Here is a 23372-nt window from a genome sequence, read left to right on the forward strand (position 1 = left end):
TCACACCGTCCCGTGCGGTCCGACGGCGACGACCTCGCCGACGACGATGACGGCGGGCGGCCTGACCTCCTCGGCGACGACCACCTCCGCGACGGTGGAGAGGGTCGCGTCCACCCGGCGCTGGGCGGCCGTGGTGCCCTCCTGGACGAGGGCGACCGGGGTGCCGGGGGACCTGCCGTGCGCGACGAGGGTCTCGGCGATCCGGCCGATCTTGTCGACGCCCATGAGGATCACGAGCGTGCCGGTCAGCTTCGCGAGGGACGGCCAGTCGACCAGGGAACGCGCGTCGTCGGGGGCGACGTGCCCGCTGACCACGGTGAACTCGTGGGCGACGCCCCGGTGGGTGACCGGGATGCCGGCCGCACCGGGGACCGAGATCGAGCTGGAGATGCCGGGGACGACGGTGCAGGCGATGCCCGCCTCGGCCAGTGCCCGCGCCTCCTCCATGCCCCGGCCGAAGACGAACGGGTCGCCGCCCTTCAGCCGTACGACCGCCTTGCCCTGCTCGGCGTGCTCGATCAGCGCGTTGTTGATGGCCTCCTGGGCCATGAAACGGCCGTACGGGATCTTCGCCGCGTCGATGACCTCGACGTGCGGCGGCAGTTCGGCGAGCAGGTCGCGCGGGCCGAGCCGGTCGGCGATGACGACGTCGGCCTCGGCGAGCAGGCGGCGCCCGCGGACGGTGATCAGGTCGGGGTCGCCGGGGCCGCCGCCGACCAGGGCGACGCCGGGCGTACGGGTGCGCCGGTGCGGGGCGACGAGGGTGCCGTCGCGCAGGCCCTCCACCACCGCGTCGCGGATGGCGGCGGTGTGGCGGGGGTCGCGGTGGCGCGCGTCGGTGGTGAGCACGGCGACGGTGACGCCCTCGCTGTGGCCGGTCGCCGGGGTCCAGGCCGTAGCCAGGTCCGCGTCGTCGGAGCGGACGCACCACACGTGGTGCCGCTCGCCCTCGGCGGACGCGGCGGTGTTGGCCTCGGTGTCGTTGGTGGCGATGAGGGCGTACCAGGCGTCCGCGAGGTCGCCTTCCGCGTACGGGCGCCGCTCCCAGGTGATCTCGCCCGCGTCCGCCATGGCCTCGACGGACGGGGTGGCCTCGGGGGAGACGAGGCGGATGTCGGCGCCCGCCGCGATGAGCGCGGGCAGGCGGCGCTGGGCGACCTGGCCGCCGCCGAGGACGACCACGCGACGGCCGGTGAGGCGGAGGCCTACGGGGTAGGCGGGGTGTTCGGCCATGAGGGTGGGCTCCTCGTCCTGGCGGTGCGGCGGGCGCTGCGGCTCTGGAGCGGCCCTGACGTGGCTGACGTGGGGATACGTGCGGATTCTAGGAGACGTGTGGGGGCGGCACGAGAGGCGTCCGGCATACGGCGGGACGGTCCGGATGCCGGACGGCGGGCCGAGCCCGTGGTGGGGGCGGAGCGGCGGCGACGGATTCGTGCCGTGCCGCTCCTCCCCCGCCGCGGGTTACTTCTCGGTGACGCCCGCCGAGTCGAACGTCGCCACCTCGTGCATGGCCCGTGCCGTGCTCTGCACCATCGGGAGCGCGAGCAGGGCGCCGGTGCCCTCGCCGAGGCGGAGGTCGAGGTCGACCAGCGGGCGCAGGCCGAGCTTGTTGAGCGCGGCGACATGGCCGGGCTCGGCGCTGCGGTGACCGGCGATGCAGGCCGCCAGGACCTCGGGGGCGATCGCGCGGGCCACCAGGGCGGCGGCACCCGCGCTGACGCCGTCCAGGATCACCGGGGTGCGCAGGGAGGCGCCGCCGAGGAGCAGACCGACCATGGCCGCGTGCTCGAACCCGCCGATCGCCGCGAGGACGCCGATCGGGTCGGCCGGGTCCGGCTGGTGGAGTTCGAGGGCGCGGCGGACGACCTCGGTCTTGCGGACCAGCGTCTCGTCGTTGATGCCGGTGCCGCGGCCGGTGACCTCGGCCGGGTCGGCGCCGGTGAAGACGGAGATGAGCGCGGCGGACGCGGTGGTGTTCGCGATGCCCATCTCGCCGGTGAGCAGCGCCTTGTTGCCGGCCGCCACCAGGTCGCGGGCGGTCTCGATGCCGACCTCGATGGCCTGCTTGGCCTCCTCGCGGGTCATCGCGAGGCCGGTCGTCATGTCGGACGTGCCCGCGCGGACCTTGCGCGGCAGCAGGCCCGGCGTGGCGGGCAGGTCGGTGGCGACCCCGACGTCCACGACGCAGACCTCGGCGCCGACCTGGGTGGCGAAGGCGTTGCAGACCGCTCCCCCGCCCAGGAAGTTGGCCACCATCTGGGCGGTGACCTCCTGCGGCCAGGGGGTGACGCCCTGGGCGTGCACGCCGTGGTCGCCGGCGAAGACCGCGACGGCCGCGGGCTCCGGGATGGGCGGCGGGCACTGCCGGGACAGCCCGGACAGCTGCGCGGAGATGATCTCCAGCATGCCGAGCGCACCGGCCGGCTTGGTCATGCGCTTCTGCCGCTCCCAGGCCTCGCCGAGCGCCTTGGCGTCCAGCGGGCGGATCTGGGCGACGGTCTCGGCGAGCAGGTCGTGCGGCGCCTCGCCGGGCAGGGCGCGGCGGCCGTACGTCTCCTCGTGGACCACCCAGGACAGCGGGCGGCGCTTGGACCAGCCGGCCTGCATCAGCTCGGGCTCGTCCGGGAACTCGTCGACGTAGCCGACGCACAGGTAGGCGACGATGTCCAGGTGCTCGGGCAGGCCGAGGGCGCGGACCATCTCGCGCTCGTCGAAGAAGCTGACCCAGCCGACGCCGAGGCCCTCGGCGCGGGCGGCGAGCCAGAGGTTCTCGACGGCGAGCGCGGAGGAGTACGGCGCCATCTGCGGCTGCGTGTGGCGGCCGAGGGTGTGCCGGCCGCCGCGGGTCGGGTCGGCGGTGACGACGATGTTGACGGGGGTGTCGAGGATGGCCTCGATCTTCAGTTCCTTGAACTGCTTGGCCCGGCCCTTGGGCAGCGACTTGGCGTACGCGTCGCGCTGACGCGTCGCCAGTTCGTGCATCGCGCGCCGGGTGTCGGCGGAGCGGATGACGACGAAGTCCCAGGGCTGCGAGTGGCCCACGGAGGGCGCGGTGTGCGCGGCCTCCAGGACACGGAGCAGCACCTCGTGCGGAATGGGGTCGCCGCGGAAGCCGTTGCGGATGTCCCGGCGCTCGCGCATGACCTTCAGTACGGCCTCGCGCTCGGCGTCGTCGTAGGCGGGGGCCGCCGGGCCGGTGGGTCGCGGTGCCTCCGCGACCTCGGTCGCGACCTCGGCCTCGGCCGTGGCCGTGCTCAGGTCGTGCGGGTCTTCCCCGGTCTCTTCCTGGGGCGCGGTCTCCTCGCCGGGCGCGGGCTCCTCGTGTGCCGCGGCCGGTTCCGGCACCGCGGCCTCGTCTTCCTGGCCGGCGCCGCGGGTGTCCAGGTCGTCGGCGTTCTGTACGAGTGCGGGCTCGGACTCGCGCGGCGCCGGTACCGGGGCCTCGGGGGCCTCGGCCACCGGGTGCGGGGCCACCACCGGTCCGGGGGCCACCGGTTGCGTGACGACGGGCTCCGGCGCCGGGGCCTCGCGCGGGACCGGGACGGCCTCGGGCGGCGTGGGCGCGAGGTGCGGGGCGGTGGGCACCTGCCCTCCGTCGACCGGCGTGAACCCGGCCACCGAACGGTCGGGGTGCGCCTGCGGTACGGCGGTGCCCTCGGGAGGCGTGTCGGCCGCCACGGGCTCCGGCGCGCTGTCGGCCACGGCCGCTTCCGGCGGTACGTCGGCGTCCACGAGGGACTGGGGGCCCTGAGCGGGCTGCGGTGCGTGCGAGGCCGGGAGGTGCTCGGCATCGGGGTGGGCGTCGGCCTGCGGCTCGGTCGCGGACCGGACCTCGGCGGCGGGCCCGGCGACAGCCTGCGGTACGGCGTGGACGTCCGGCTGGGAAGCCACGGCCTGCGGTACGGGCTGGGCCTCCGGCTGCGGCTGGGCGTCCTCGTCCCGCACCGGTACGGGCTGCTCCGCGGCCTCCGGTGCCGGGGCCGGCGCGGGTTCCGCGGCCTCGGGGGCCGGGGCTTCGGTGGCGGCGGCTTCCGGAGCAGTGTCTTCCGGTTCCGCGGCGGCCGGGGGCGCGTCCGGCGTCTGGACGTGTTCGGGCTCGGGCGCCTCGGCGGCGTCGGCCAAGGGCTCTTCGAGCGCTTCGGCTTCCTCTGCCGGTGCTCCGAGCGGAGCCTCGACCGGCTCCGACTGCTCGGGGGACTCGGGTTCCTGCGCGGTCTCGTCGACTCCGGGGGCCTCGTGGGCCTCCACGGTCTCCGCGAGGTCCTGGCCCTCGTGTGCGGGTTCGGCCACGGGTGCCGCGGCGGCCGCTTCCGGAGCCGGTGCGGCCTCCTCCGCGGGGGCGGCGACCTGTGGGGACGGCGGCGCGGGTTCCCCGTCCGGTTCGCCGGACTCCCCGGCGCCTCCGGTCGGCACGCCCGTCGCGGCCACGGCCTCCGTCGCCACGCGGGTGACGAGCGCCTGGGCGGCGCCCACCGGCTCGGCCGCCTGTTCCGGTACCGGAGCAACCGTTTCCGCATGCCCCGCTCCGGTGCTCGCCGGGGCCTCCTGGGCCCGCGGTGCCGGCTGCGCGCCCCAGGGAGCCGCCGCCTGCGGAGGCATCGCGGTGGCCTGCGGCACGTCGAGGTACTCGGGGCCCGCGGTGGGCGGGCCGGGGTGGCGTACGGGCGCGTCGGCGGGGCCGCGGTCGGCCAGGGAACGGACCGGGCTGGCGGAGGTGTCGGGGATGGGCGGGCCGAGGTGCAGGGGCCTGCGCGGGGGGACCTGGGCGGGCGCGGCGTCCTGCGCCGGCTCGGGCAGGCGGACACCGCCGAGGTCGACCGAGCCGCTGTCACGGCCGGACATCTCGTGCGGGCCCGGCTGGTGCACGGTCTCCACGACCGGCTCCGGCGCCGGCGGCGCGACCTCGTTGCCCCAGGCACTCTGGGCTCCCGGCAGCAACAACAGGTCCTCGTCCTCGGCTGTGGCCTCGGAGAGGTAGGTGTAAGCGCCGGGTACGGGGACGCCCGGCTGCTCCACCATGCCTGCGTTCTCCGGCAGCCCCTCGCCCGGGATCTGGCCGGTGTCGGTCATGCGTAACCCCTCGCCCATCGGTTAGTGCTTCTACGACCAGCTCGCCCGGGACGGCGCACCGACCGCCCGTAGTGAAGAACGAGCGTGCGTGCCCAGCGGCACGAACGACCCGCGGGAAAAGACGACAAAGCCATTGAGTGGCATTGTCCCGGTCGTTCCCCCGCCACGACAGCTTGATCCGCGACGGCCCACTGTGGACTGCGCCACGTTGCGCGTCCTCCGGTTCTGCCGTACCACACCCGCCCCGGAAGGAGCGGGTTTTTACGGACATCGACCGACGAACTGCCGGGTGTCCGCATGCGGTACAACAATCCGCCAGCCTACCCCGCGCGGTATGACGAACCGATCACGGGGCGCGGTCGTCGGCGGTCGTCAGCGAGGTGATTCGCGCCGCACGATCTCTCCGCTGAGCAGGAACGCGACGCTCCGCTCCGTCTCCGTCCAGGCCCGGGTGTCGAGCCCGACGGACTGCAGCAGGGCGCACTCGACGCGGTATCCGTGCTCCGTCAGGTCCCTGCCGACGAGTTCGGCCGCGTCGCGGGTGGCGGCGTGCGCGACGATGCGCTGCGGGCGGCGGTCGGCGACCGCGGAGACCACGGCCGCTCCCCCGCCGCCGACGCGTACGACGTCCGGTTCGGGGAGGTTCTCCAGGATGTGCGGGGCACTGCCGCGCACGGTCTGGAGCTGTACGCCGAAGTGCCGTGCCGTGGCCTCGGTGCGGGCGCAGGCGTCCGGGTCGCGGTCGACCGCGATGACGGCGGCGCCGCCGCGGGCGGCCTCGGTGGCGAAGGCGCCGCTGCCGCAGCCGATGTCCCACACGAGGTCGCCGAGGCGCGGTCCGAGCCGGGCGAGTTGGGCCGTGCGGAGCAGGTCGGTCTCGCCCTCGCCCAGTTCACCGCCGTACGCCGCGGCGGGCAGGGACCAGCCGCGCGGTCCGGTGGCGGGGTCCCGTCCCGCGACCCAGCCGGTGCCGTCGCCCGTGGTGGCCGGGGCCGCGCTGCCGCCGGCCACGATGACGACGTTCGGGTCGCGCCAGGTGTGGTCGGCTGCCTTGTCGGAGGTGACGACGGTGACCCGTTCGCGGGTGGTGCCGAGTTCCTCGCAGATGACGAAGGTGCGGTGGATGCCCTCCATCAGCAGGCCGAGTTCGGCCGGTCCGGCGCCCGGTGAGGTGAGGACCGCGACCTTGGTGTGGGCCCGGCACACGTTCACCGCGCGTCGCAGGGTGCGGGGGTGGGCGACGACCACGTGTGCGTCGTCCCAGGGCATGCCGGCGCGGGCGAAGGCGGCGGCCACGGAGGAGACGGCGGGGACGACCTCGACCTCCAGGCCGAACTCGGGGGCCCGCAGGGTGCGTACGACGCCGAAGAAGCCGGGGTCGCCGTCGGCCAGCACGACCGTGGTGCCGCGGTGGGCGGCGAGGCGGCGGGCGGCGAGGGCGACGCTGCCGAGGCGGATGCGTTCGGCGGCGGGGGGTACCTCGGGAAGTGCCAGGTGGTGGGCGGCACCGGCCACGAGCGTGGCGGCACCCAGTGCGGAGCGTGCCGCGGCGGTCAGCGGCGAACCGTCCCAGCCGATCACCGTGACCCGGTCGGCCATCGTCCTCAGTCTCCAGGGTTGTCGCAGGTCGTGGTCGGGGAACCGTTCGCGGGCACGCCCCGTGAGGGTACCTGGTGCGGCCTGGCCACGGGGCGACGGCGCCGGACGCCCTCGTGTATCAGTTCCAGTCCGTGAAGGTGGTGAAACCGTCGCTGTCGGTCAGGGGCCCGGCGGCGCCTTCGAGATCCTCGGGCAGCAGGCTCCACACGATGAAGTCGGTGCGTACGTCCGTCCAGACCCCGTCGTCGGTGCGTGCGCGCGCGATGCAGGCGCCGCGCAGGACGCCCTCGCTGATGCAGCCGATCTTCTGGGCGACCTGCTGGGAGGCGGTGTTGTCGGCCGCGGTGCGCAGTTCGAGGCGTTCGAACTTCTGGTCGCCGAAGAGCCACTGGGCGGTGGCGAGGGCCGCCTCGGAGGCGTACCCCTCGCCGCGGGCCCAGGGCGCGACTATGTAGGACAGTTCGGTGGACCGTACGTGCCAGTTGGTCTTGGTCAGCTGGATGATGCCGACCAGTCGCTGGGTGAGGAACTCGGTGACGGCGAGGTCGAGTCCCCGGCCCGCCGTGCGTTCGCGGGGTGCGTAGTCGCCGATCCAGGTGGCGGCGTCGTCCTCGGTGAAGGGCTGGGGGACGTGGGTCCAGGCGGCGACCTGCTCGTCGTTCATCATCGCGGTCAGCGCCGGGACGTCGTCCTCGTCGAGGGGGCGCAGCACCAACCGCTCCGTGCTGATGGAGATGTTGGGGAAGGTGCTCGTCATGCGCCGCTCCATAACCTGGGTAACCGTCAGGGCCTGCTCGAACTGCCCAGCATGCAGCATGAAAGCACGCGACCACACCACCGGGTCCGCCCCGTGAGCACGGAGCGGACCCGGTGGGTGACGCGGGGTTCGGCCCGGTGGGCGAGCCGGGTGCCGCCTCGGACGGAGGCTCAGAAGGACGGCAGGACGGCGCCGGCGTACGTGTCCTGGATGAACTTCTTCACCTCGGGCGAGTTGAGGAGCTTCGCGAGCTTCTTGACGCGCGGGTCGTCCTCCCGGCCCTCCTTGACGGCGAGGAGGTTGCTGTTCGGGTTGCCCTTGGCGCTCTCCAGGACGAGGGCGTCCTCGGCGGGCTTCAGGTCGGCCTCGATGGCGTAGTTGCCGTTGACGACCGCCGCGTCCACGTCGGCCAGGGAGCGCGGGGTCTGGGCCGCCTCCAACTCCTTGAACTCGAGCTTCTTCGGGTTCTCGGTGATGTCCGCGGGGGTGGCCGAGGTTCCGACGCCGTCCTTGAGGGTGATGATCTTGTTGGCGGCGAGCAGTTGCAGCGCGCGGCCCTCGTTGACGGTGTCGTTGGGGACGGCGACGGTCGCGCCGTTCTTCAGGTCGTCGGCCTTCTTCACCTTGTGGGAGTAGAGGCCGAGCGGCTCCAGGTGCACGTCGACGACGGACACGATGTGGGTGCCGTTCTTCTTGTTGAAGTCGTCGAGGTACGGCTGGGTCTGGAAGTAGTTGGCGCCGACGGACCCGTCCTCGGTCGCCGTGTTCGGCGTGACGTAGTCGGTGAACTCCTTGACCTCGAGGTCGAGGCCCGCGTCCTTCGCCAGGTTGTCCTTGACGTAGTCGAGGATCTCGGCGTGCGGGGTGGGGCTCGCGGCGACGATCAGCGGGCCGGAGGTGTCGGAGGCGGAGTCCTTGTCCGAGCCGCAGGCACTCAGGCCGAGGGTGAGGGCTCCGGCGGCGAGGACGGCGGTGGTGATCCTGGCGGTGTTGCGCACGAAAAGTGCCTTTCCTGAGGTGGTGCGACCCCGTGCCGGGTGAGGACGGGGAGTCTTGGGGGTGGCGGGCCGGGGGCCCACCGGTCACGCGACCCTGCTCACGTCGGCCGCCGCGGGCTCCTTGGCCTTGAGCAGCCGGAGCCTGGGTCCCGCGCCACCGCCGCGGCCGCGGCGGTGCAGGGTGCGGGCCGCGTAGTCGCCGGCGAACTGGATGAGGGAGATGGCGACGGCGAGGAGCGCGACGGTGATCCACATGAAGCCGGGGTCGAAGCGCTGGTAGCCGTAGCGGACGGCGAGGTCGCCGAGTCCGCCGCCGCCGACGGTCCCGGCCATGGCCGAGTAGCCGATGAGGGCGATGACCGTGGTGGTGGTGGAGGCGATCAGGGACGGCAGCGACTCGGGGACCAGGACCTTGCGGACGATGGTCCAGGTGTTGCCGCCCATGGACTGGACGGCCTCGACGAGCCCTCCGTCGACCTCGCGCACGGCGGTCTCGACGAGCCGGGCGAAGAACGGGATGCCGCCGATGGCGAGGGGCACGATCGCGGCCTCGCTGCCGATGGTGGTGCCGGTGACCCAGCGGGTGAAGCTCATCAGCGCGACCATGAGGATGATGAACGGCATCGAGCGGCCGATGTTCACGATCTGCCCGATGACCTTGTTGACCAGGACGTTCTGCAGCAGGCCGCCCCGGTCGGTGAGGACGAGGAGGACGCCGAGCGGGAGTCCGAGGACGACGGCGATCAGGGTGGACCAGCCGACCATGATCAGGGTTTCCCAGGAGGCCTGCTCCAGCAGCGGCTGCATCTGCGACCAGTTCACTTGGCACCTTCCTTCACGAGCGAGGCGGGCGCGGTCGGGTCGGCGGGCGCGGCCGTCGCGTCCGGCGCCTCGTTCACCACGTCGATCTGGAGCCCCTGTTCGCGCAGGAAGCCGACGGGTACGACGTTGTCCTCGTAGCGGCCGGGCAGTTCGATGCGCATCCGGCCGACCTGGAGGCCGCCGACGGTGTCGATGGCGGCACCGAGGATCGATATGTCGATGTTGTAGGTGCGGGAGAGCTGGGAGATGACCGGTTGGGTGGCGGCCTCGCCGTGGAAGGTGACGTCGAGGACGGTGCGGTCGTCGCCGGTGGGCTCGCCGCCGACCGGGAAGAGCGCGGCGGCCAGTTCGGAGCCCGGGGTGGCGAGGAGTTCGCCGACCGTGCCGGACTCGACGATGCGGCCCCGGTCCATGAGGGCGGCGGAGTCGCAGATGCTCTTGACGACGTCCATCTCGTGGGTGATGAGCAGGACGGTCAGTCCGAGCTGCCGGTTCAGGTCGCGCAGCAGTTGGAGGATGGAGCGGGTGGTCTCCGGGTCGAGGGCGCTGGTGGCCTCGTCGGAGAGGAGGACCTTGGGGTCGCCGGCCAGGGCGCGGGCGATGCCGACGCGCTGCTTCTGGCCGCCGGAGAGCTGGGCGGGGTAGGCCCCGGCCTTGTCGGCGAGACCGACGAGGTCGAGCAGTTCCAGCGCCTTGCGGGAACGTTCCTTCCCGGATGTGCCGAGGATTTCCAGCGGCAGTTCGACGTTGTCCCGCACGGTCCGGGAGGAGAGCAGGTTGAAGTGCTGGAAGACCATGCCGATGCGGCTGCGCGCCTGCCGCAGCTCCCGGCCGGCGCGGGGGCCGCGGCCGGCCAGCGCGGTGAGGTCCTGCCCGGCGACGGTCACCGTGCCGGCGGTGGGGCGCTCCAGGAGGTTGACGCAGCGGATGAGCGAGGACTTGCCGGCGCCGGACTGGCCGATGACGCCGTACACCTCGCCCTCGCGGACGTGCAGGTCGACGCCGTCCAGGGCGGTGACCTCACGGCCGCGTGAACGATAGACCTTGGTGAGGCCCGATGTGGTGATCACGTGGGTTTCCGTCACTGTCGAGTGCGCGGCGCGGTGGTGTGCGCCGGGCACGGGGCGTTGTTCTTCGGGTTCTGGGAGCCCTTCGGAACGCGGCACGGTTCTCGCGGTGGCGGTGCGCCATGGCGGTGGGGCCGGGGAGAAACGTGTGCGCGGGGCGTGGCTCGGCCGCGTGCGCGTGGGGCGCGGACGGGCATGAGCGGGCGCTCGCTTCGGGGCGCGAGGCTCAGGTGGTGCGGGGGCCCTCTAGAAGGCGCACATTCGGCGGCACATACAACGAGCACCGGGCGTCGTCGTCGCCTCGGTCGCAGGGGTGCGGTCGCTCGTGGTGCTCATGCCGATCAGTAAAGCAGACGTATCCCCCTGGCCGGAGACCGCTGTCCGGATACTGGACAGCGGTGGACGGCGGGCGGTCGCGGGCGTCCGGATCGGCCCCGGGCGGAGGTCCCGGCTCCGGCCCCGGTGACCAGTACCGACAAGGGCGAGAGGGTGTCGACGACCGGGGCGCGACCCGTTCGCCGGCCCGGCGGGTTGTGGCCAACGCCACGGTCCGCGTCCCCGCGGCGCGGGGACGCGGGCCCGGGGGCAGCGGGCCTTTCGGGGCGTAATAGGCTCGCTGCCATGCTTGACGTCCTGATGCTGGTGACCGGCGTCGCCGCGCTGCTGCTCGCCGCCTGGTGCGGCTGGGCGGCCTACCGTGACCAGCCGACGAAGGACTGGCATTTCATCGGCATGGCCGTGGTCTCGGCACTGGCGCTGGTCCAGCTGGTGGTCGGCGTCGTGCAGCTGGCGCGGGGCGAGGAACCGGAGCAGGGCACGACGATCTTCGTGGCGTATCTGCTGGGCGCCTTCGCCTGCGTACCGGCGGCGGGGTTCATGTCGCTGGCCGAGCGCACCCGCTGGGGCTCGGTGACGGTCGCCGCCGGCGGTGTCGTCCTCGCCGTGCTGGAGGTGCGGCTGTATGACATCTGGGGAGGCTGACATGGTGGCCACGCAGGAGAAGCAGCCCCGGCAGCGGCTGATCAGCGGCCCCGGCATCCTGCTGGTGTGGCTGTACGGCGTGATGGTCGTCGGCGCGGTGTCCCGGTCCGTGTACCAGATCGCGACCGAGCTGGACCGGGCGCCGCTCGCCTACACGCTGTCCGCCGTCGCGGGCGTCGTCTACGGGTTCATCACGTACACCCTGGTGCGCGGCGGCGAGCGGGCCCGCAGGGCGGCGCTGGTGTGCTGCGCCGCCGAGCTGGTGGGCGTCCTGACCGTGGGCACCTGGACGCTGGTGGAGCCGTCCGCCTTCCCCGACGCGACCGTGTGGTCGGACTACGGGATGGGGTACCTCTTCATTCCGGTGCTGCTGCCGCTGACGGCCCTGTACTGGCTGCGCCGGGCCCGCACCGCGTGACGGCTTCCGGGCCCGGCGGTCCCCGCGTCGCTCAGGCCGTGGTCGCGTACGTTCCGGCCGCCTTCTCCAGGACGATCATGAGTACGCCGTCCGCGCCCTCGGCGGTCCCCACCCTCTCGTAGCCGACCCGCCGGTACAGGCGCAGGTTGCTCTCGCTGCGGTGCCCGGTGTGCAGCCGGAAGCGCTTGGCGCCGCGCTCCTCCCCCAGGCTGGACTCGGCGGCGCGCAGCAGCCGGGCCCCGATGCCGTGCCCCTGGAGGCGGGGGTGGACGCACAGCTTGCCGATGGACGCCGCACCGTCCTCGGTCACCCGCCCCCGCACCGAACCGACGACCTCGTCGCCGAGCCGCGCCACGAAGACGCAGTCGGCGGCGACCTCCTCGCGCACCGAGTCCAGGGTCTGGACCAGCGGGTCGATGCGGTAGTTGGCGTACAGCGCCGCCTCGCTCTGGAAGCAGAGGTACTGCAGCCGGAAGATCTGCTCGGCGTCCGCTCCGGTCGCCGCCGAGATGGTCACGCTCATGCCCATGTGCGCATGCCTCCCGCTCACCTGATCACCTGTGGGTCCCCCACTCCTATCCCCGTCCTCAGCGGGCCGCAACCTCCGGCGTCAGCAATCGCCGCAGACATCCCAGACATCGGGAGCGTTCCGGACCGAGACTGCCCTGTGAGATACCCAACTCCCCCGCGATCTCCCGGTATGTGAGGTCCCGCGGCGACAACAGCGCCTCCAGCAGCCGGGGGCAGCGTCCGGGCAGTCGGCGCACGGCGTCGCGCAGGGCGCGGTGCCGGGCCGCGGTGAGCGCGAGCTGCTCGGGCTCGTGCTCGGCGGCCCCGGCGGGTTCGGTCCCGTACGGCCGCTCGTCGCGCGCCGTACGGCGGGTGCGGCGGGCCTCGGTGCGGACGGCGCTGCGCAGCCAGCGGTGCGGGTCGTGGGGCGGGCCGTCGGCCTGGAGGCGTTCCAGCAGGCGCAGCCAGACCGCCTGTTCGAGGTCGCCGGGCTCGACTCCGGACGCATATGCCTCGGCCGAGGCCTCGGCGGTGAGCAGGGGGCGCAGAGAGGTGACCAGGTCGTGCGACATATGCACGTCGACGCGGCCGTCCGGGCGGCGGGTTGCCCGGACGGCCGAAGCTCACCCCCAAGAGGGGGACGCGGATTCAGTCGTTGACGAAGTCCGCACGGGCCAGCACGCCCGTGTCCGGGTTGTCGGTGAAGACGCCGTCGATGCCGGTGGCGAAGTACGTCCGGAACGCGCCGAAGGCGTCGCCGTAGGCGTCGGGGTCGGCGCCCTTGCGGAACTCCGCGGGCAGGAAGGGGTTTTCGTTGCGCATCGTGTAGGGGTGCAGGATCAGGCCCGCGCGGTGCGCGTCGCGGACGAGTGTCGTCGGCTCGGTGAGGCGGCCGGTGGAGTCCTTCGGGATGATCAGGTCGAGGGTGGGGCCGATGCCCTGCGCGTAGGAGGCGATCTCCTTCAGGCCCTCGGGCGTGACGAGGTCGGCGGTCGTGCGCGGGTCGCCGGTCTCGACGAAGTCCCAGGGGCGGCTGTTCGCGCCGGACAGCAGGACGGCGAGGGGGTTGGCGACCAGCTTGTTCATCCGCTGGATGCTGGTGGGCTCGAAGGACTGGATGATGACGGGCGAGTTCCGGCGGTCCTTGCCGTACCGGCGCAGCAGCCGTGCCAGGCGCTCCTCCGTGCCCAGGCCCAGCTTGCGGAAGTAGGTGGGGTGCTTGAGTTCGGGGTAGATCCAGACCTGCTTGCCGCGCCTGCGGGTCTGGTCGTTCTGCCAGCGGAGCACCTCCTCGAAGGTGGGGATCTCCCACCGGCCGTCGTAGAGGGTGTTGTGGGGCCGGTTGGCCGGGATGCGCTCGACGGCGCGGAGCGTCTTGAGTTCGGCGAGCGTGAAGTCCTCGGTGAACCAGCCGGTGACCGAGGCGCCGTCGAGTGTCTTGGTGCGTCTGCGGTCGGCGAACTCGGGGTGGTCGGCGACGTCGGTGGTGCCGCCGATCTCCGGCTCGTGCCGGCAGACGAGGTGACCGTCCCGGGTCGGGACCAGGTCGCCGGCCTCCACGATGTCGGCGCCCAGGTCCAGGGCCAGCTCGTAGGAGCCGAAGGTGTGCTCGGGGCGGTAGCCGCTGGCGCCGCGGTGCCCGATGACGGTCGGGACGGGCAGCCCCTTCAGGCCGCCGTGTCCGCCGCCGTGCCGGGGGCCGGCGGCGCTCGCGGCGCCGGGCACGCCCAGGACGGCCCCGCCCGCGCCGAGCACCGCCGCGCCGAGGAGCGCCCGCCGTCCGGTGCCGCCGCCCGCCCGCTCGTCCGAGTCCCGCGTTGCCATGGAGCCTCCTGCCGTTGACCGTCCGGTGCGGGCCGATCGTAAGGGCGCGTACATGACGAGCGGGAGACCGCGACGCGAACACGCGGACGCCGGGGGATGTCGCGCGGGCGGGGCCGACGGGCGGGAGGCTGCCCGCCGTCGCTTGCCGGCGCCGTGGCCGGGTAGGCGAACAGCAGGAGGGTCGGTGGTGCCGCCCGGGCGGCGTGCCTCACACGGTCCGGGCCGAACCCGTGCTTCGATCCGGGCCGGGCGGGCGTCCCCGGGGCTCCGGGGTGCCGGTCCTCGCCAGGGCGACCTGCCTCACATCCCGTGCGGGCGTCGCGGCCGGGAAACGTCACGGCACCGCAGGTGAACACACGTCAACACGGTGTAAGACCCGGGTGACCCGAGGTGCGTGACCCCCCTGACCGCGAGTAATGTCCTCACCTGCACAGACTCATACCGCATCCCCGACACCGGAGGGCCCGTTGTCCCGCTTCGTGTTCATCAAGGCAGTGCTCGGTCCGATCATGCGCCTGATGTTCCGCACACGGGTGGAGGGTGTGGAGAACATCCCGGGCGACGGTCCGGTGATCCTGGCCGGCAACCACCTCACCTTCATCGACTCGGTGATCATGCCCCTGACCTGTGACCGGCAGGTCTTCTTCATCGGCAAGGACGAGTACGTCACGGGCAAGGGACTCAAGGGGCGGCTGATGGCCTGGTTCTTCACCGGGGTCGGCATGGTCCCGGTCGACCGGGACGGCGGCCGGGGCGGGGTGGCGGCCCTGATGACGGGCCGCCGGATCCTGGAGGAGGGCCACGTCTTCGGGATCTACCCGGAGGGCACCCGCTCCCCCGACGGCCGCCTCTACCGCGGCCGCACCGGCATCGCCCGGCTCACCCTGATGACGGGCGCCCCGGTCGTCCCGTTCGCCGTCATCGGCACCGACAAGCTCCAGCCGGGCGGCGCGGGTCTGCCGCGGCCGGGCAAGGTCACGGTCCGCTTCGGCGAGGCGATGGAGTTCTCCCGCTACGAGGGCATGGACCGCGACCGCTACGTCCTGCGGGCCGTGACCGACTCCGTGATGACCGAGGTCATGCGGCTGTCCGGCCAGGAGTACGTGGACATGTACGCGAGCAAGGCGAAGGCGGCGTAGCGCCGCTCGGGCAGCGAAGGCGAAACGGCGGGCCCGCGGTCGCGGGGGCCCGCCGTTTCGCGTGGGCGTGCGGTGGGGCTACGGGTGTTCCACCCCGTCCTCCAGGCGCTGGCCCCGCAGCAGGAACCAGGATGCCGCGGCGGCGGCGAGCAGGACGACGGCGCCGGCGCCCGCCGCGAGGGTCAGGCCGTCGACGAAGGCCTGCCGGGCGGAGTCGAGGAGAGCCTCGGCGGTGGGGGCGGGGAGCTCGGCGGCGGCCTCCACCGCGCCGCCCAGTGACTCGTGGGCCGCGTCCGGGGTGCCCGCGGGACCGGTGAAGTCGCGGTAGACACCGGTCACGATGGAGCCGAGTACGGCGATGCCGAGGGCGGCGCCGAGTTCGTACGCCGTCTCGGAGACCGCGGAGGCGGCGCCCGCCTGCTCCCCGGGCACGCTGGAGAGGATCACGTCGGCGGTGACGGTGAACGCGAAGCCCGCGCCCAGGCCGACGACCAGCAGGGCCGCGCCGAGCAGCGGGTACGCGGTGTGCTGGCCGATGACGGTCAGCGCGGCGAGCGCGAGACCGACGGCCGCGAGTCCTCCGGAGACCACGGCGCGGACCGAGAAGCGCCGCGCCGCCCGTCCGGCGATCAGCCCGGCCGCCACCGCGCCGACGGCGGCGGGCAGTTCGGCCAGGCCCGCCTCGAAGGGCCGCCTGCCCTGGACGAGTTGCAGGTACTGGGAGAGGAAGAACACCAGGCCCGACAGGCCCAGGATGGTCAGCAGGTCGGCCAGGACCGCGCCGCTGAAGCCGCGGTTGCGGAACAGCCGCATGTCGAGCAGCGGAACCGGCATGGTCAGCTGGCGGCGGACGAAGCCGTAGAGCGCGGCGGCGCCCAGCAGGCCCGCGGCGAGCGTGGCCCAGGCGAACCCGTGGGCGGCGGCCTCCTTGACGGCGTACACGACACCGACCATGCCGACCAGGGACAGGACGACGCTGATGAGGTCCCAGGGGCCCGGGTTCGGGTTGCGGGACTCGGGCAGCGTCTTGACGCCGACGACGACCAGGACGGCCATCACGGGCAGGTTGATCAGGAAGACGGAGCCCCACCAGAAGTGCTCCAGCAGGAACCCGCCGACGACCGGGCCGACGGCCGCGCCGGCGGAGGCCGCCGCGCCCCAGATGCCGACGGCGAGGCTGCGTTCGCGCGGGTCGTGGAAGAGGTTGCGGATCAGGGCGAGGGTGGCGGGCATGAGGGTGGCGCCCGCGACGCCGAGCAGGGCCCGGGCGAGGATCATCACCTCGGGCGTGTGCGCGTAGGCGTTGAGGACGGAGATCGCGCCGAACGCCGTGGCGCCGAGGAGGAGGATCCGCTTGCGGCCGATCCGGTCGCCGAGGCTGCCCATGGAGACGAGCAGACCGGCGATGACGAAGGAGTAGACGTCGCCGATCCACAGCAGCTGGGTGCCGGACGGGGCGAGGTCCTCGCTGATGTAGGGGGTCGCGAGACCGAGGACGGTCGCGTCGACGGCCACCAGCAGTACGGCCAGCACCAGGACGGACAGCGCCAGCCAGCGGCCGGGGCGCTTCACCTCCTCGCTCGGGTTGGCCGACTGCGGGGTGCGGGTCATGGTTGCTCTCTCCGGAGTGCGCCGCCGAGCAGCAGCTCGACGATCATGTGGTTCAGGTCGTTGCGGGCCACGCGGCCCTCGGTCACGGCCCAGGCGCCGGAGGCCAGCAGGCCGTACAGCGCCTCGGTGAGCCAGGCGGGCGTGAGGTCGATGCGGAACTCGCCGCTCTCCTGGCCGCGGCGGAAGACCGCGGCCATCCGGGCGTCGAGGCGGGCCCAGCCCGCGTTCTGCTCCTCGCCCTCGAAGAGCTGGTTCTCGGTGTAGAGGAAGGCGAGCAGACCGGCGGCGGGCTCGATCTCGCGGACGAGCCGCCGCACCGCGTCGGCCGCCGGTCCGTCGTCGAGGCGGGCCGCGTCGAGGGCGGCCTCGCACTCGGCGATGCCGAGCGACTCCAGGGCCCGGACGAGGGCGTCGCGCCCCGCGAAGTGCCGGTGCAGCGTGGCACGGCTCAGTCCGGCCGCCCTGGCGACCTCGTCCATGGTCGCGGTGGATTTTCGGGTCAGCAGGGCTGCGGCGCTGCGCAGCACCTGTTCACGATCGACGGCCATGAGACAACGATAACCCACGTGAGACATTCACGTCTCATCCGAGGCGTACGTGACTCACCGCTCGGGGTGGTCACCGCTCAGGGGGCTCAGTGCCAGGGCAGCTGTCCGCGCCGCTCCCAGTAGGCGTGCGGGTCCTCGACGAGCGCGCCGAGGCGTGCCACCTGGTCGCCGTCGAAGTCGATGACGGCGGCGTGCAGGTTCGAGCCGAGCTGGTTCACGGTCGCGGCGCCGGACAGGACGACGCCGGCCCAGGGCTGCCGCAGGACCAGCGCGAGGGCGACGGCGTCGCAGCCCAGGGCGGTCTCCTCCGCGACGGCCTTGAGGGCGGCGGGAGCGTGGCGGTCCGCGAGGCGTCCGTTCGCCATGCCCTCCTTGACGATCACGGTGAGCCCGGCCTCGTGCGCCTCGGCCAGCGCGGGTCCGGCGGAGGTCTCCAGCGCGTTGTACGTCGACTGGACGGTACGGAAGAGCGGCTCGCCGTCGACGGTCACGGCGAGCGCGGCGCGGATGGCGTCGGCCTGGGCGGGGCCGCTGGTGGAGAAGCCGACGGTGCGGCCCTGTGCGGCGGCCTCGGCCAGCCTGGCGTGCAGGTCCTTGTCGGTGAGGGCGGGGCTGTCCGGGGTGAGCGAGTGGATCTGGTAGAGGTCGAGCCGGTCGCCGAGCAGGGCGTCGGTCTCGGCGCGCTGGCGGTCGTACGTGGCGAGGCCGTGGTCCTTGACCTCGTGCTTCTCGGCCTCGGTGGACCAGTCGGCGGTGTAGGTGTAGCCCCACTTGCTGCCCACGACCACGTCGTCGACGTCGGGGCGGTCCCGGAGCCAGTCGGCGAGGAACTCCTCGGAGCGCCCGTAGGAGCGGGCCGCGTCGAAGTAGCGGACGCCCTGCGCGTAGGCGGCGTCGAGGAGGTCGTGGGTGCGGGTGCGCAGCGCCCCGACACCGCGGTCCTCTCCCAGGTCGCGGTCGCGGTCGAGGTTGATGTAGCCGGGGCGCCCGACGGCGGCGAGACCGAGGCCGATGTGGCAGGTCGGGGTCGTTGCTGTGGCCAGGCGGGCGAAGGGCATCGCGGGCTCCGTTCGGTCGACTGCTGAAGCTCTGGGGCTCCTGACGCTGTTGACCAACGTAACCGCGATACCCCTCGGGCACACCGGCTGCCGCTGCTCGACGCTACTTCTTGGCATCCGCCCAGGCGTGCTGGGCCGCCACGTCCGCCTTGACCTCCGCGAGCTGGACGGCGACCGCGCTGGGCGCCGTACCGCCGCGGCCGCTGCGGGAGGCGAGGGCGCCGGGGACGTCGAGGACGGTGCGCACCTCGGGGGTGAGGTGGTCGGAGATCTTGGCGAACTGCTCGTCGGTCAGCTCGTCCAGCTCCTTGCCGCCGGCCTCGGCGACCTTCACGCACTCGCCGGCCACCTCGTGCGCGACCCGGAACGGCACGCCCTGCCTGACCAGCCACTCGGCGATGTCGGTGGCGAGCGAGAACCCGGCCGGGGCCAGCTCCTCCATCCGCTCGCGGTGCACGGTGAGGGTGGCCATCATGCCGGTGAAGGCGGGGAGCAGGACCTCCAGCTGGTCGATGGAGTCGAAGACGGGCTCCTTGTCCTCCTGGAGGTCGCGGTTGTACGCGAGCGGGAGGGCCTTGAGCGTGGCCATCAGGCCGGTGAGGTTGCCGATGAGGCGGCCGGACTTGCCGCGGGCCAGCTCGGCGATGTCGGGGTTCTTCTTCTGCGGCATGATCGAGGAGCCGGTGGAGAAGGCGTCGTGGAGGGTGACGAAGGAGAACTCCTTCGTGTTCCAGATGATGATCTCCTCGGCGATCCGGGAGACGTTGACGCCGATCATCGCGGTGATGAAGGCGAACTCGGCGACGAAGTCGCGCGAGGCCGTCCCGTCGATGGAGTTGCCGGAGCTGCCGTGCTCGAAGCCGAGGTCCCGGGCGACCGCCTCCGGGTCCAGGCCGAGGCTGCTGCCCGCGAGCGCGCCCGAGCCGTACGGCGAGACGGCCGTGCGCTCGTCCCACTGGCGCAGCCGCTCCGCGTCCCGGCCCAGCGCCTGGGCGTGGGCGAGGACGTGGTGGGCGAAGAGCACCGGCTGGGCGTGCTGGAGGTGGGTGCGGCCGGGCATCGCGACGTCCGGGTGGGCCTCGGCGAGGCCGACCAGCGCGTCCTGGAGGTCGGCGATCAGCGCGCCGACGGTCCGGGCGTGGTCGCGCAGGTACATCCGGAAGAGGGTGGCGACCTGGTCGTTGCGGGAGCGGCCGGCGCGCAGCTTGCCGCCGAGGTCCGGGCCGAGCCGCTCCAGCAGGCCGCGCTCCAGGGCGGTGTGCACGTCCTCGTCGGCGATGGTGCCGGTGAAGGAGCCGTCGGCGACGTCCGACTCCAGTCGGTCGAGACCGGCGACCATCCGGGTCAGTTCGTCCGCGGTGAGCAGGCCCGCCGAGTGCAGCACGCGCGCGTGGGCCCGCGACCCGGCGATGTCGTAGGGCGCGAGCCGCCAGTCGAAGTGGACGGACGCGGACAGCTTGGCCAGGGCCTCGGCGGGACCGTCGGCGAACCGGCCGCCCCAGAGCCGGACGTCACCGCTGTTGCTGCTCACTTGGGTCGCTCCTCACCGTACGATCACTGTCATGCATGAGTATGCAGAACTCTGCATGTTTCGTCAATCTTGCAGGTTGGCGGCGCATACCGCGCCCCGCCCCCTCATAATCGTTAGACATGGGAAAGACTTATGAGCGCATAGACGGCAGACTCCGCACGTTCATCGAGGCGCAGCCCCTCTTCTTCACCGCCACCGCTCCCCTGGCCGGCGACGGCACGGTCAACCTGTCCCCCAAGGGCCTCACCGGCTGCTTCGCCGTGCTCGACGAACTGACCGTGGCCTACCTCGACTTCGCCGGTTCCAACGCGGAGACCATCGCCCACCTGCGGGAGAACGGCCGCATCACCCTGATGTGGTGCGCCTTCCAGGGCCCGCCGAACATCGTCCGGGTGCACGGCCGCGGCGAGCCGGTCTTCCGCGACGACCCCCGCTTCCCGGAACTGCTCACCCACTTCCCGGACATCGACCCCACCGCGCACGGACTGCGCGCGGTCATCGTCGTGTCCGCCGAACTCATCCGCGACACCTGCGGCTACGCCGTCCCCTTCATGGCGTACGAGAGCGACCGGGACCTGCACGGCAAGCGGTTCGCCCGCGAGGACGACGCCTCGCTCAGCGCGTACTTCACCAAGAAGGAGTACATCGCGTCGAGCATCGACGGCCTCCCCGGGCTGCCGTTGCCGCTGCCTCCCTCTACCGTCTGAGCCATGCGCCCCGGTGTCCTCGTCGCCGTCCTCGTCTCCGCCTCCCTCCTCGCCCTCGGCGCCGCCCCCGCCGGCGGGACCGCTCCCCGGCCGCTGCCCGACCGGATGGCGGACACCGGCGGCGGCGCGCAGCTGATCACCGCGGTCGCGCCGGACACGGACGCCACGACGGGCACCGTCACCTGGTGGGACCGCGAGGGAGGGAGCGGGGGCGGGGGCCGCTGGGTGGCGGCCGGTTCGGCACCCGCCCGCTTCGGGTCGGGCGGGCTGGCCGACGGGCCGACCCGCGTGCAGGGCACGAACACCACCCCGACCGGGCTCTACGACCTGCCGTACGCCTTCGGCACCGAGGCGGCGCCGCGCGGCACGGCCTACCGGTACCGCCCGGTCCGCCAGGACTCCTGGTGGTGCCAGGACAACGGCTCCCGCTCCTACAACCGCTGGACCGAGCCGCGCCCCGCCGACTGCCGGGCCACCGAGGCCGAGCGCCTGATCACCTACCCCACGCAGTACGCGCACGCCCTGGTCGTCGGCTTCAACTACGACCGTCCGGTGCGCGGCCGCGGCGCGGGCATCTTCCTGCACGTCGACGGGCGCGGGGCGACGGCGGGCTGCGTGTCGGTGCCCGAGGACGCCATGCGGCGGATCCTCACCTGGGCGAGCCCGGCGGCCCGGCCGCACATCGCGATCGGCACCTCGGGCGGGGCGACGGCGGTCACCCGCTACTGAACGGCGCCCGCCCGGTGCCGGTCCCGGGCGCCTGTACCGGCCCGGGCTGAACACTCGCCCGGCGCGGCGCGTATCTGTGGGCCAAGGGTCAAGTCCCCACGGAGGAACCGTGACCACCACGCTCGCCGGCGGCCGTGCCGCCCGTCGTCAGACGATGCGGCGCATCCGTCCGCGCCGCTCCCCCGCCGTCCCCCTGCTGCTCGCCGTGTGGGCGGGCGCGGCGGGCGTGTTGTGGCTGTGGTGGCGCAACACGCCCGCCATCTCCGACGACACCGGCAGGATCCTCGGCGCGGGCCGGATCACCGGTCTGCTCGCCGGGTACCTGACGGCGCTGGTCGTGCTCCAGATGGCCCGGGTGCCGGCGCTGGAGCGGCGCGTGGGGTCCGACCGGGTCGCCCGCTGGCACGCCATGACCGGCCGCTACACCCTCTGCCTGGTCCTCGCCCACGTCTTCCTGATCATGTGGGGTTACGCGGCACAGGCCGGCCGGGGCCTCGGCGACGTCGTCGCGCAGACCGTCGACTCCGTGAACCGGCTGCCCGACATGGGCAAGGCGGCCGTCGGCACCGGCCTGCTGGTCGTCATCGGGCTCCTGTCCGTCGGCCCCGTCCGCCGCCGCATCCCCTACGACGCCTGGTACCACGTGCACCTGCTCACCTACGCGGCGGTGTTCCTGACCTTCTGGCACCAGTTGACCACCGGCAACGAGTTCGCCGTCGAACCGGTCGCCGGGACCGTCTGGTACGCCCTGTACGGATCGGTGACCGCGCTCGTGCTCTGGTACCGGGTCCTGACCCCGCTCCGGCTCAACCTGCGCCACCGGATGCGGGTCGAAGCGGTGATCGAGGAGACGCCCGGGATCGTGTCGGTGCTGGTCGGCGGGCGCCGGCTGCACCGGCTGGGCGCGGAGGCGGGCCAGTTCTTCCGCTGGCGGTTCCTCGCGCCCGGGATGCGGTTCAGCTCGCACCCGTACTCGCTGTCGGCGGCGCCGCGCCCGGACATGCTGCGGATCACCGTGAAGGCGATCGGCGACCACAGCGCCCGGCTGCGCGAGCTGACGCCGGGCACCCGGGTGTGGGCGGAGGGCCCGTACGGCGCCCTCACCGCGCAGCGCCGCAGCCGCGGCAAGGTGCTGCTGGTGGCGGGCGGGGTGGGGATCACGCCGATGCGGGCGCTGTTCGAGACGCTGCCCGGCGCGTCCGGCGACATCACGCTCCTCTACCGGGCCAACAGCACCCAGGACCTGGCGCTCTGGGACGAGCTGGCCGGTATCGCCGAGGAGCGCGGGGCGCGGCTGATGTACGCGGTCAACAGCCCGGACGGGGAGCGCCCGGACATCTCCGCGCAGACGCTGGCCCGGAAGATCCCGGACGTCGAGCGTCACGACGTCTTCCTGTGCGGTCCGCCCGGCTTCGCCCAGTCGGTGTACGAGGCACTGCGCGGCGCGGGGGTCCCCGCTCGCCGTATCCACCACGAGTCGTTCGCGATGTGAGCGACGGACATCGGGAGTCCAGGCAGATGAGGAAGAGCCACTCCGTTCGGCGTGCCGTGCTCGCCGGGGCCGCGACCGTGTCCGGGATCGTGCTGCTGCTGTCGCTGAAACCGGCGTCCGACCCGGGCTCCGCCTCGGCGGCGGGCGGCGCGGCCCCGCCCGTGGCGGCACAGTCGCCGCAGGGCGGCCGGGAAGCCAGGACGGGCACGGTCACGGGTGACGCCGCGCAGACCCAGTATGGGACCGTGCAGGTCAGGCTCACGGTGAGCGGCGGGAAGATCACCAAGGCCGAGGCCGTGCGGGCGCCCGAGGGCGGGCAGAGCGACCGGATCACCGCGGACGCCGTGCCCCGGCTCAACCGGGCCGCCGTCACCGCGGGCAGCGCCGACATCGACGCCGTGTCCGGCGCCACCTACACCAGCGCCGGATACAAGCAGTCCCTCCAGTCGGCGCTGGACCGGGCCGGTGGCTGACGCCGCGACCGGGCCCGCCGGGGCTCCCGTCGCGGTAC

General features: G+C 73.3%; 20 protein-coding genes and 1 pseudogene. 7 read left to right on the top strand and 14 right to left on the bottom strand.

Translation table 11 applies throughout. The features are described 5' to 3' along the window. The 7 genes from cobA to BJ961_RS24540 all read right to left on the bottom strand — a co-directional run bounded on the left by cobA (nucleotide 1) and on the right by BJ961_RS24540 (nucleotide 10316). Nucleotides 1-1233 (bottom strand): uroporphyrinogen-III C-methyltransferase, encoded by a 1233-nt coding sequence (gene cobA, locus BJ961_RS24510; RefSeq protein ID WP_271414954.1) that lies wholly within the window; start codon nucleotides 1231-1233, stop codon nucleotides 1-3. A gap of 228 nt (nucleotides 1234-1461) precedes the next feature. Further along, nucleotides 1462-5070, bottom strand: a complete 3609-nt coding sequence (gene cobT / locus BJ961_RS24515; RefSeq protein ID WP_271414955.1) for a nicotinate-nucleotide--dimethylbenzimidazole phosphoribosyltransferase — start codon at nucleotides 5068-5070, stop codon at nucleotides 1462-1464. Between the two features lie 372 nt (nucleotides 5071-5442). Next, a complete protein-coding gene (gene cbiE / locus BJ961_RS24520) occupies nucleotides 5443-6669 on the bottom strand; it encodes a precorrin-6y C5,15-methyltransferase (decarboxylating) subunit CbiE (protein ID WP_271414956.1) in 1227 nt (408 codons plus the stop codon). Nucleotides 6670-6787: 118 nt separating this feature from the next. Beyond that, nucleotides 6788-7426: a GNAT family N-acetyltransferase gene (locus BJ961_RS24525; protein ID WP_271414957.1), complete on the bottom strand. Its 639-nt coding sequence runs from the start codon at nucleotides 7424-7426 to the stop codon at nucleotides 6788-6790. 170 nt (nucleotides 7427-7596) lie between these two features. Continuing rightward, complete coding sequence (locus tag BJ961_RS24530; protein ID WP_271414958.1) at nucleotides 7597-8424, bottom strand: MetQ/NlpA family ABC transporter substrate-binding protein; 828 nt, start codon at nucleotides 8422-8424, stop codon at nucleotides 7597-7599. Between the two features lie 84 nt (nucleotides 8425-8508). After that, nucleotides 8509-9246: a methionine ABC transporter permease gene (locus tag BJ961_RS24535; protein WP_271414959.1), complete on the bottom strand. Its 738-nt coding sequence runs from the start codon at nucleotides 9244-9246 to the stop codon at nucleotides 8509-8511. Beyond that, complete coding sequence (locus tag BJ961_RS24540; RefSeq protein WP_271414960.1) at nucleotides 9243-10316, bottom strand: methionine ABC transporter ATP-binding protein; 1074 nt, start codon at nucleotides 10314-10316, stop codon at nucleotides 9243-9245. Before BJ961_RS24540 ends, BJ961_RS24535 begins: the two co-directional genes overlap by 4 nt. 618 nt (nucleotides 10317-10934) lie before the next feature. Here BJ961_RS24540 and BJ961_RS24545 point away from each other — a divergent pair. After that, nucleotides 10935-11294 (top strand): hypothetical protein, encoded by a 360-nt coding sequence (locus tag BJ961_RS24545; protein WP_271414961.1) that lies wholly within the window; start codon nucleotides 10935-10937, stop codon nucleotides 11292-11294. A 1-nt stretch (nucleotide 11295) separates the two neighbouring features. Further along, entirely contained in the window at nucleotides 11296-11712 is a 417-nt protein-coding gene (locus BJ961_RS24550; RefSeq protein WP_271414962.1) for a hypothetical protein, read from the top strand. 31 nt (nucleotides 11713-11743) lie between these two features. On the opposite strand, the gene BJ961_RS24555 is transcribed toward BJ961_RS24550, so the two are convergent. The 3 genes from BJ961_RS24555 to BJ961_RS24565 all read right to left on the bottom strand — a co-directional run bounded on the left by BJ961_RS24555 (nucleotide 11744) and on the right by BJ961_RS24565 (nucleotide 14046). Then, on the bottom strand, nucleotides 11744-12241 hold the full coding sequence (locus BJ961_RS24555) for a GNAT family N-acetyltransferase (RefSeq protein ID WP_271417155.1): 498 nt from the start codon (nucleotides 12239-12241) through the stop codon (nucleotides 11744-11746). Between the two features lie 58 nt (nucleotides 12242-12299). Then, the gene (locus BJ961_RS24560; RefSeq protein WP_271414963.1) at nucleotides 12300-12794 is read right to left on the bottom strand and encodes a sigma-70 family RNA polymerase sigma factor; all 495 of its coding nucleotides are present in this window, start codon (nucleotides 12792-12794) and stop codon (nucleotides 12300-12302) included. 76 nt (nucleotides 12795-12870) lie between these two features. Then, complete coding sequence (locus BJ961_RS24565) at nucleotides 12871-14046, bottom strand: glycerophosphodiester phosphodiesterase (RefSeq protein ID WP_271414964.1); 1176 nt, start codon at nucleotides 14044-14046, stop codon at nucleotides 12871-12873. Nucleotides 14047-14564: 518 nt separating this feature from the next. Between BJ961_RS24565 and BJ961_RS24570 the strand changes: the two genes are divergently transcribed. Beyond that, the gene (locus tag BJ961_RS24570) at nucleotides 14565-15185 is read left to right on the top strand and encodes a lysophospholipid acyltransferase family protein (RefSeq protein WP_232249631.1); all 621 of its coding nucleotides are present in this window, start codon (nucleotides 14565-14567) and stop codon (nucleotides 15183-15185) included. 78 nt (nucleotides 15186-15263) lie between these two features. Here BJ961_RS24570 and BJ961_RS24575 read toward each other — a convergent pair whose 3' ends face one another. From BJ961_RS24575 to argH, 4 genes are all read right to left on the bottom strand, one after another. Continuing rightward, nucleotides 15264-16796: an MFS transporter gene (locus BJ961_RS24575; protein WP_271414965.1), complete on the bottom strand. Its 1533-nt coding sequence runs from the start codon at nucleotides 16794-16796 to the stop codon at nucleotides 15264-15266. After that, nucleotides 16793-17344 (bottom strand): TetR/AcrR family transcriptional regulator, encoded by a 552-nt coding sequence (locus BJ961_RS24580; RefSeq protein WP_271414966.1) that lies wholly within the window; start codon nucleotides 17342-17344, stop codon nucleotides 16793-16795. The genes BJ961_RS24575 and BJ961_RS24580 overlap by 4 nt, the downstream gene beginning before the upstream one ends. Before the next feature lie 86 nt (nucleotides 17345-17430). Beyond that, a complete protein-coding gene (locus BJ961_RS24585; RefSeq protein WP_271414967.1) occupies nucleotides 17431-18402 on the bottom strand; it encodes an aldo/keto reductase in 972 nt (323 codons plus the stop codon). Between the two features lie 103 nt (nucleotides 18403-18505). After that, a complete protein-coding gene (argH, locus tag BJ961_RS24590; RefSeq protein WP_271414968.1) occupies nucleotides 18506-19933 on the bottom strand; it encodes an argininosuccinate lyase in 1428 nt (475 codons plus the stop codon). Between the two features lie 119 nt (nucleotides 19934-20052). On the opposite strand from argH, the gene BJ961_RS24595 reads away from it, so the two are divergent. The 4 genes and pseudogenes from BJ961_RS24595 to BJ961_RS24610 all read left to right on the top strand — a co-directional run. Beyond that, nucleotides 20053-20640, top strand: coding sequence for a pyridoxamine 5'-phosphate oxidase family protein (locus tag BJ961_RS24595; protein WP_271414969.1), 588 nt, complete (start codon nucleotides 20053-20055; stop codon nucleotides 20638-20640). Nucleotides 20641-20643: 3 nt separating this feature from the next. Further along, a complete protein-coding gene (locus BJ961_RS24600) occupies nucleotides 20644-21369 on the top strand; it encodes a L,D-transpeptidase family protein (RefSeq protein ID WP_271414970.1) in 726 nt (241 codons plus the stop codon). A 109-nt stretch (nucleotides 21370-21478) separates the two neighbouring features. Beyond that, the gene (locus BJ961_RS24605) at nucleotides 21479-22861 is read left to right on the top strand and encodes a ferredoxin reductase family protein (RefSeq protein ID WP_271414971.1); all 1383 of its coding nucleotides are present in this window, start codon (nucleotides 21479-21481) and stop codon (nucleotides 22859-22861) included. 26 nt (nucleotides 22862-22887) lie between these two features. Continuing rightward, nucleotides 22888-23325, top strand: a pseudogene (locus BJ961_RS24610) (FMN-binding protein); the annotation flags it as partial. Nucleotides 23326-23372 lie beyond the last annotated feature (47 nt).

Source organism: Streptomyces lienomycini (genome assembly GCF_027947595.1).
In the GTDB taxonomy this organism is placed as follows: domain Bacteria; phylum Actinomycetota; class Actinomycetes; order Streptomycetales; family Streptomycetaceae; genus Streptomyces; species Streptomyces lienomycini.

Excerpts from the sequence above, each read along its gene's own strand:
- BJ961_RS24580 (WP_271414966.1), bottom strand. The coding sequence starts at position 17,344 with ATGGCCGTCGATCGTGAACAGGTGCTGCGCAGCGCCGCAGCCCTGCTG.
- BJ961_RS24555 (WP_271417155.1), bottom strand. The coding sequence starts at position 12,241 with ATGGGCATGAGCGTGACCATCTCGGCGGCGACCGGAGCGGACGCCGAG.
- BJ961_RS24550 (WP_271414962.1), top strand. The coding sequence starts at position 11,296 with ATGGTGGCCACGCAGGAGAAGCAGCCCCGGCAGCGGCTGATCAGCGGC.
- BJ961_RS24525 (WP_271414957.1), bottom strand. The coding sequence starts at position 7,426 with ATGACGAGCACCTTCCCCAACATCTCCATCAGCACGGAGCGGTTGGTG.
- cbiE (WP_271414956.1), bottom strand. The coding sequence starts at position 6,669 with ATGGCCGACCGGGTCACGGTGATCGGCTGGGACGGTTCGCCGCTGACC.
- BJ961_RS24570 (WP_232249631.1), top strand. The coding sequence starts at position 14,565 with ATGTTCCGCACACGGGTGGAGGGTGTGGAGAACATCCCGGGCGACGGT.
- BJ961_RS24560 (WP_271414963.1), bottom strand. The coding sequence starts at position 12,794 with ATGTCGCACGACCTGGTCACCTCTCTGCGCCCCCTGCTCACCGCCGAG.
- BJ961_RS24575 (WP_271414965.1), bottom strand. The coding sequence starts at position 16,796 with ATGACCCGCACCCCGCAGTCGGCCAACCCGAGCGAGGAGGTGAAGCGC.
- cobT (WP_271414955.1), bottom strand. The coding sequence starts at position 5,070 with ATGACCGACACCGGCCAGATCCCGGGCGAGGGGCTGCCGGAGAACGCA.
- cobA (WP_271414954.1), bottom strand. The coding sequence starts at position 1,233 with ATGGCCGAACACCCCGCCTACCCCGTAGGCCTCCGCCTCACCGGCCGT.
- BJ961_RS24595 (WP_271414969.1), top strand. The coding sequence starts at position 20,053 with ATGGGAAAGACTTATGAGCGCATAGACGGCAGACTCCGCACGTTCATC.
- BJ961_RS24565 (WP_271414964.1), bottom strand. The coding sequence starts at position 14,046 with ATGGCAACGCGGGACTCGGACGAGCGGGCGGGCGGCGGCACCGGACGG.
- BJ961_RS24600 (WP_271414970.1), top strand. The coding sequence starts at position 20,644 with ATGCGCCCCGGTGTCCTCGTCGCCGTCCTCGTCTCCGCCTCCCTCCTC.
- BJ961_RS24585 (WP_271414967.1), bottom strand. The coding sequence starts at position 18,402 with ATGCCCTTCGCCCGCCTGGCCACAGCAACGACCCCGACCTGCCACATC.
- BJ961_RS24545 (WP_271414961.1), top strand. The coding sequence starts at position 10,935 with ATGCTTGACGTCCTGATGCTGGTGACCGGCGTCGCCGCGCTGCTGCTC.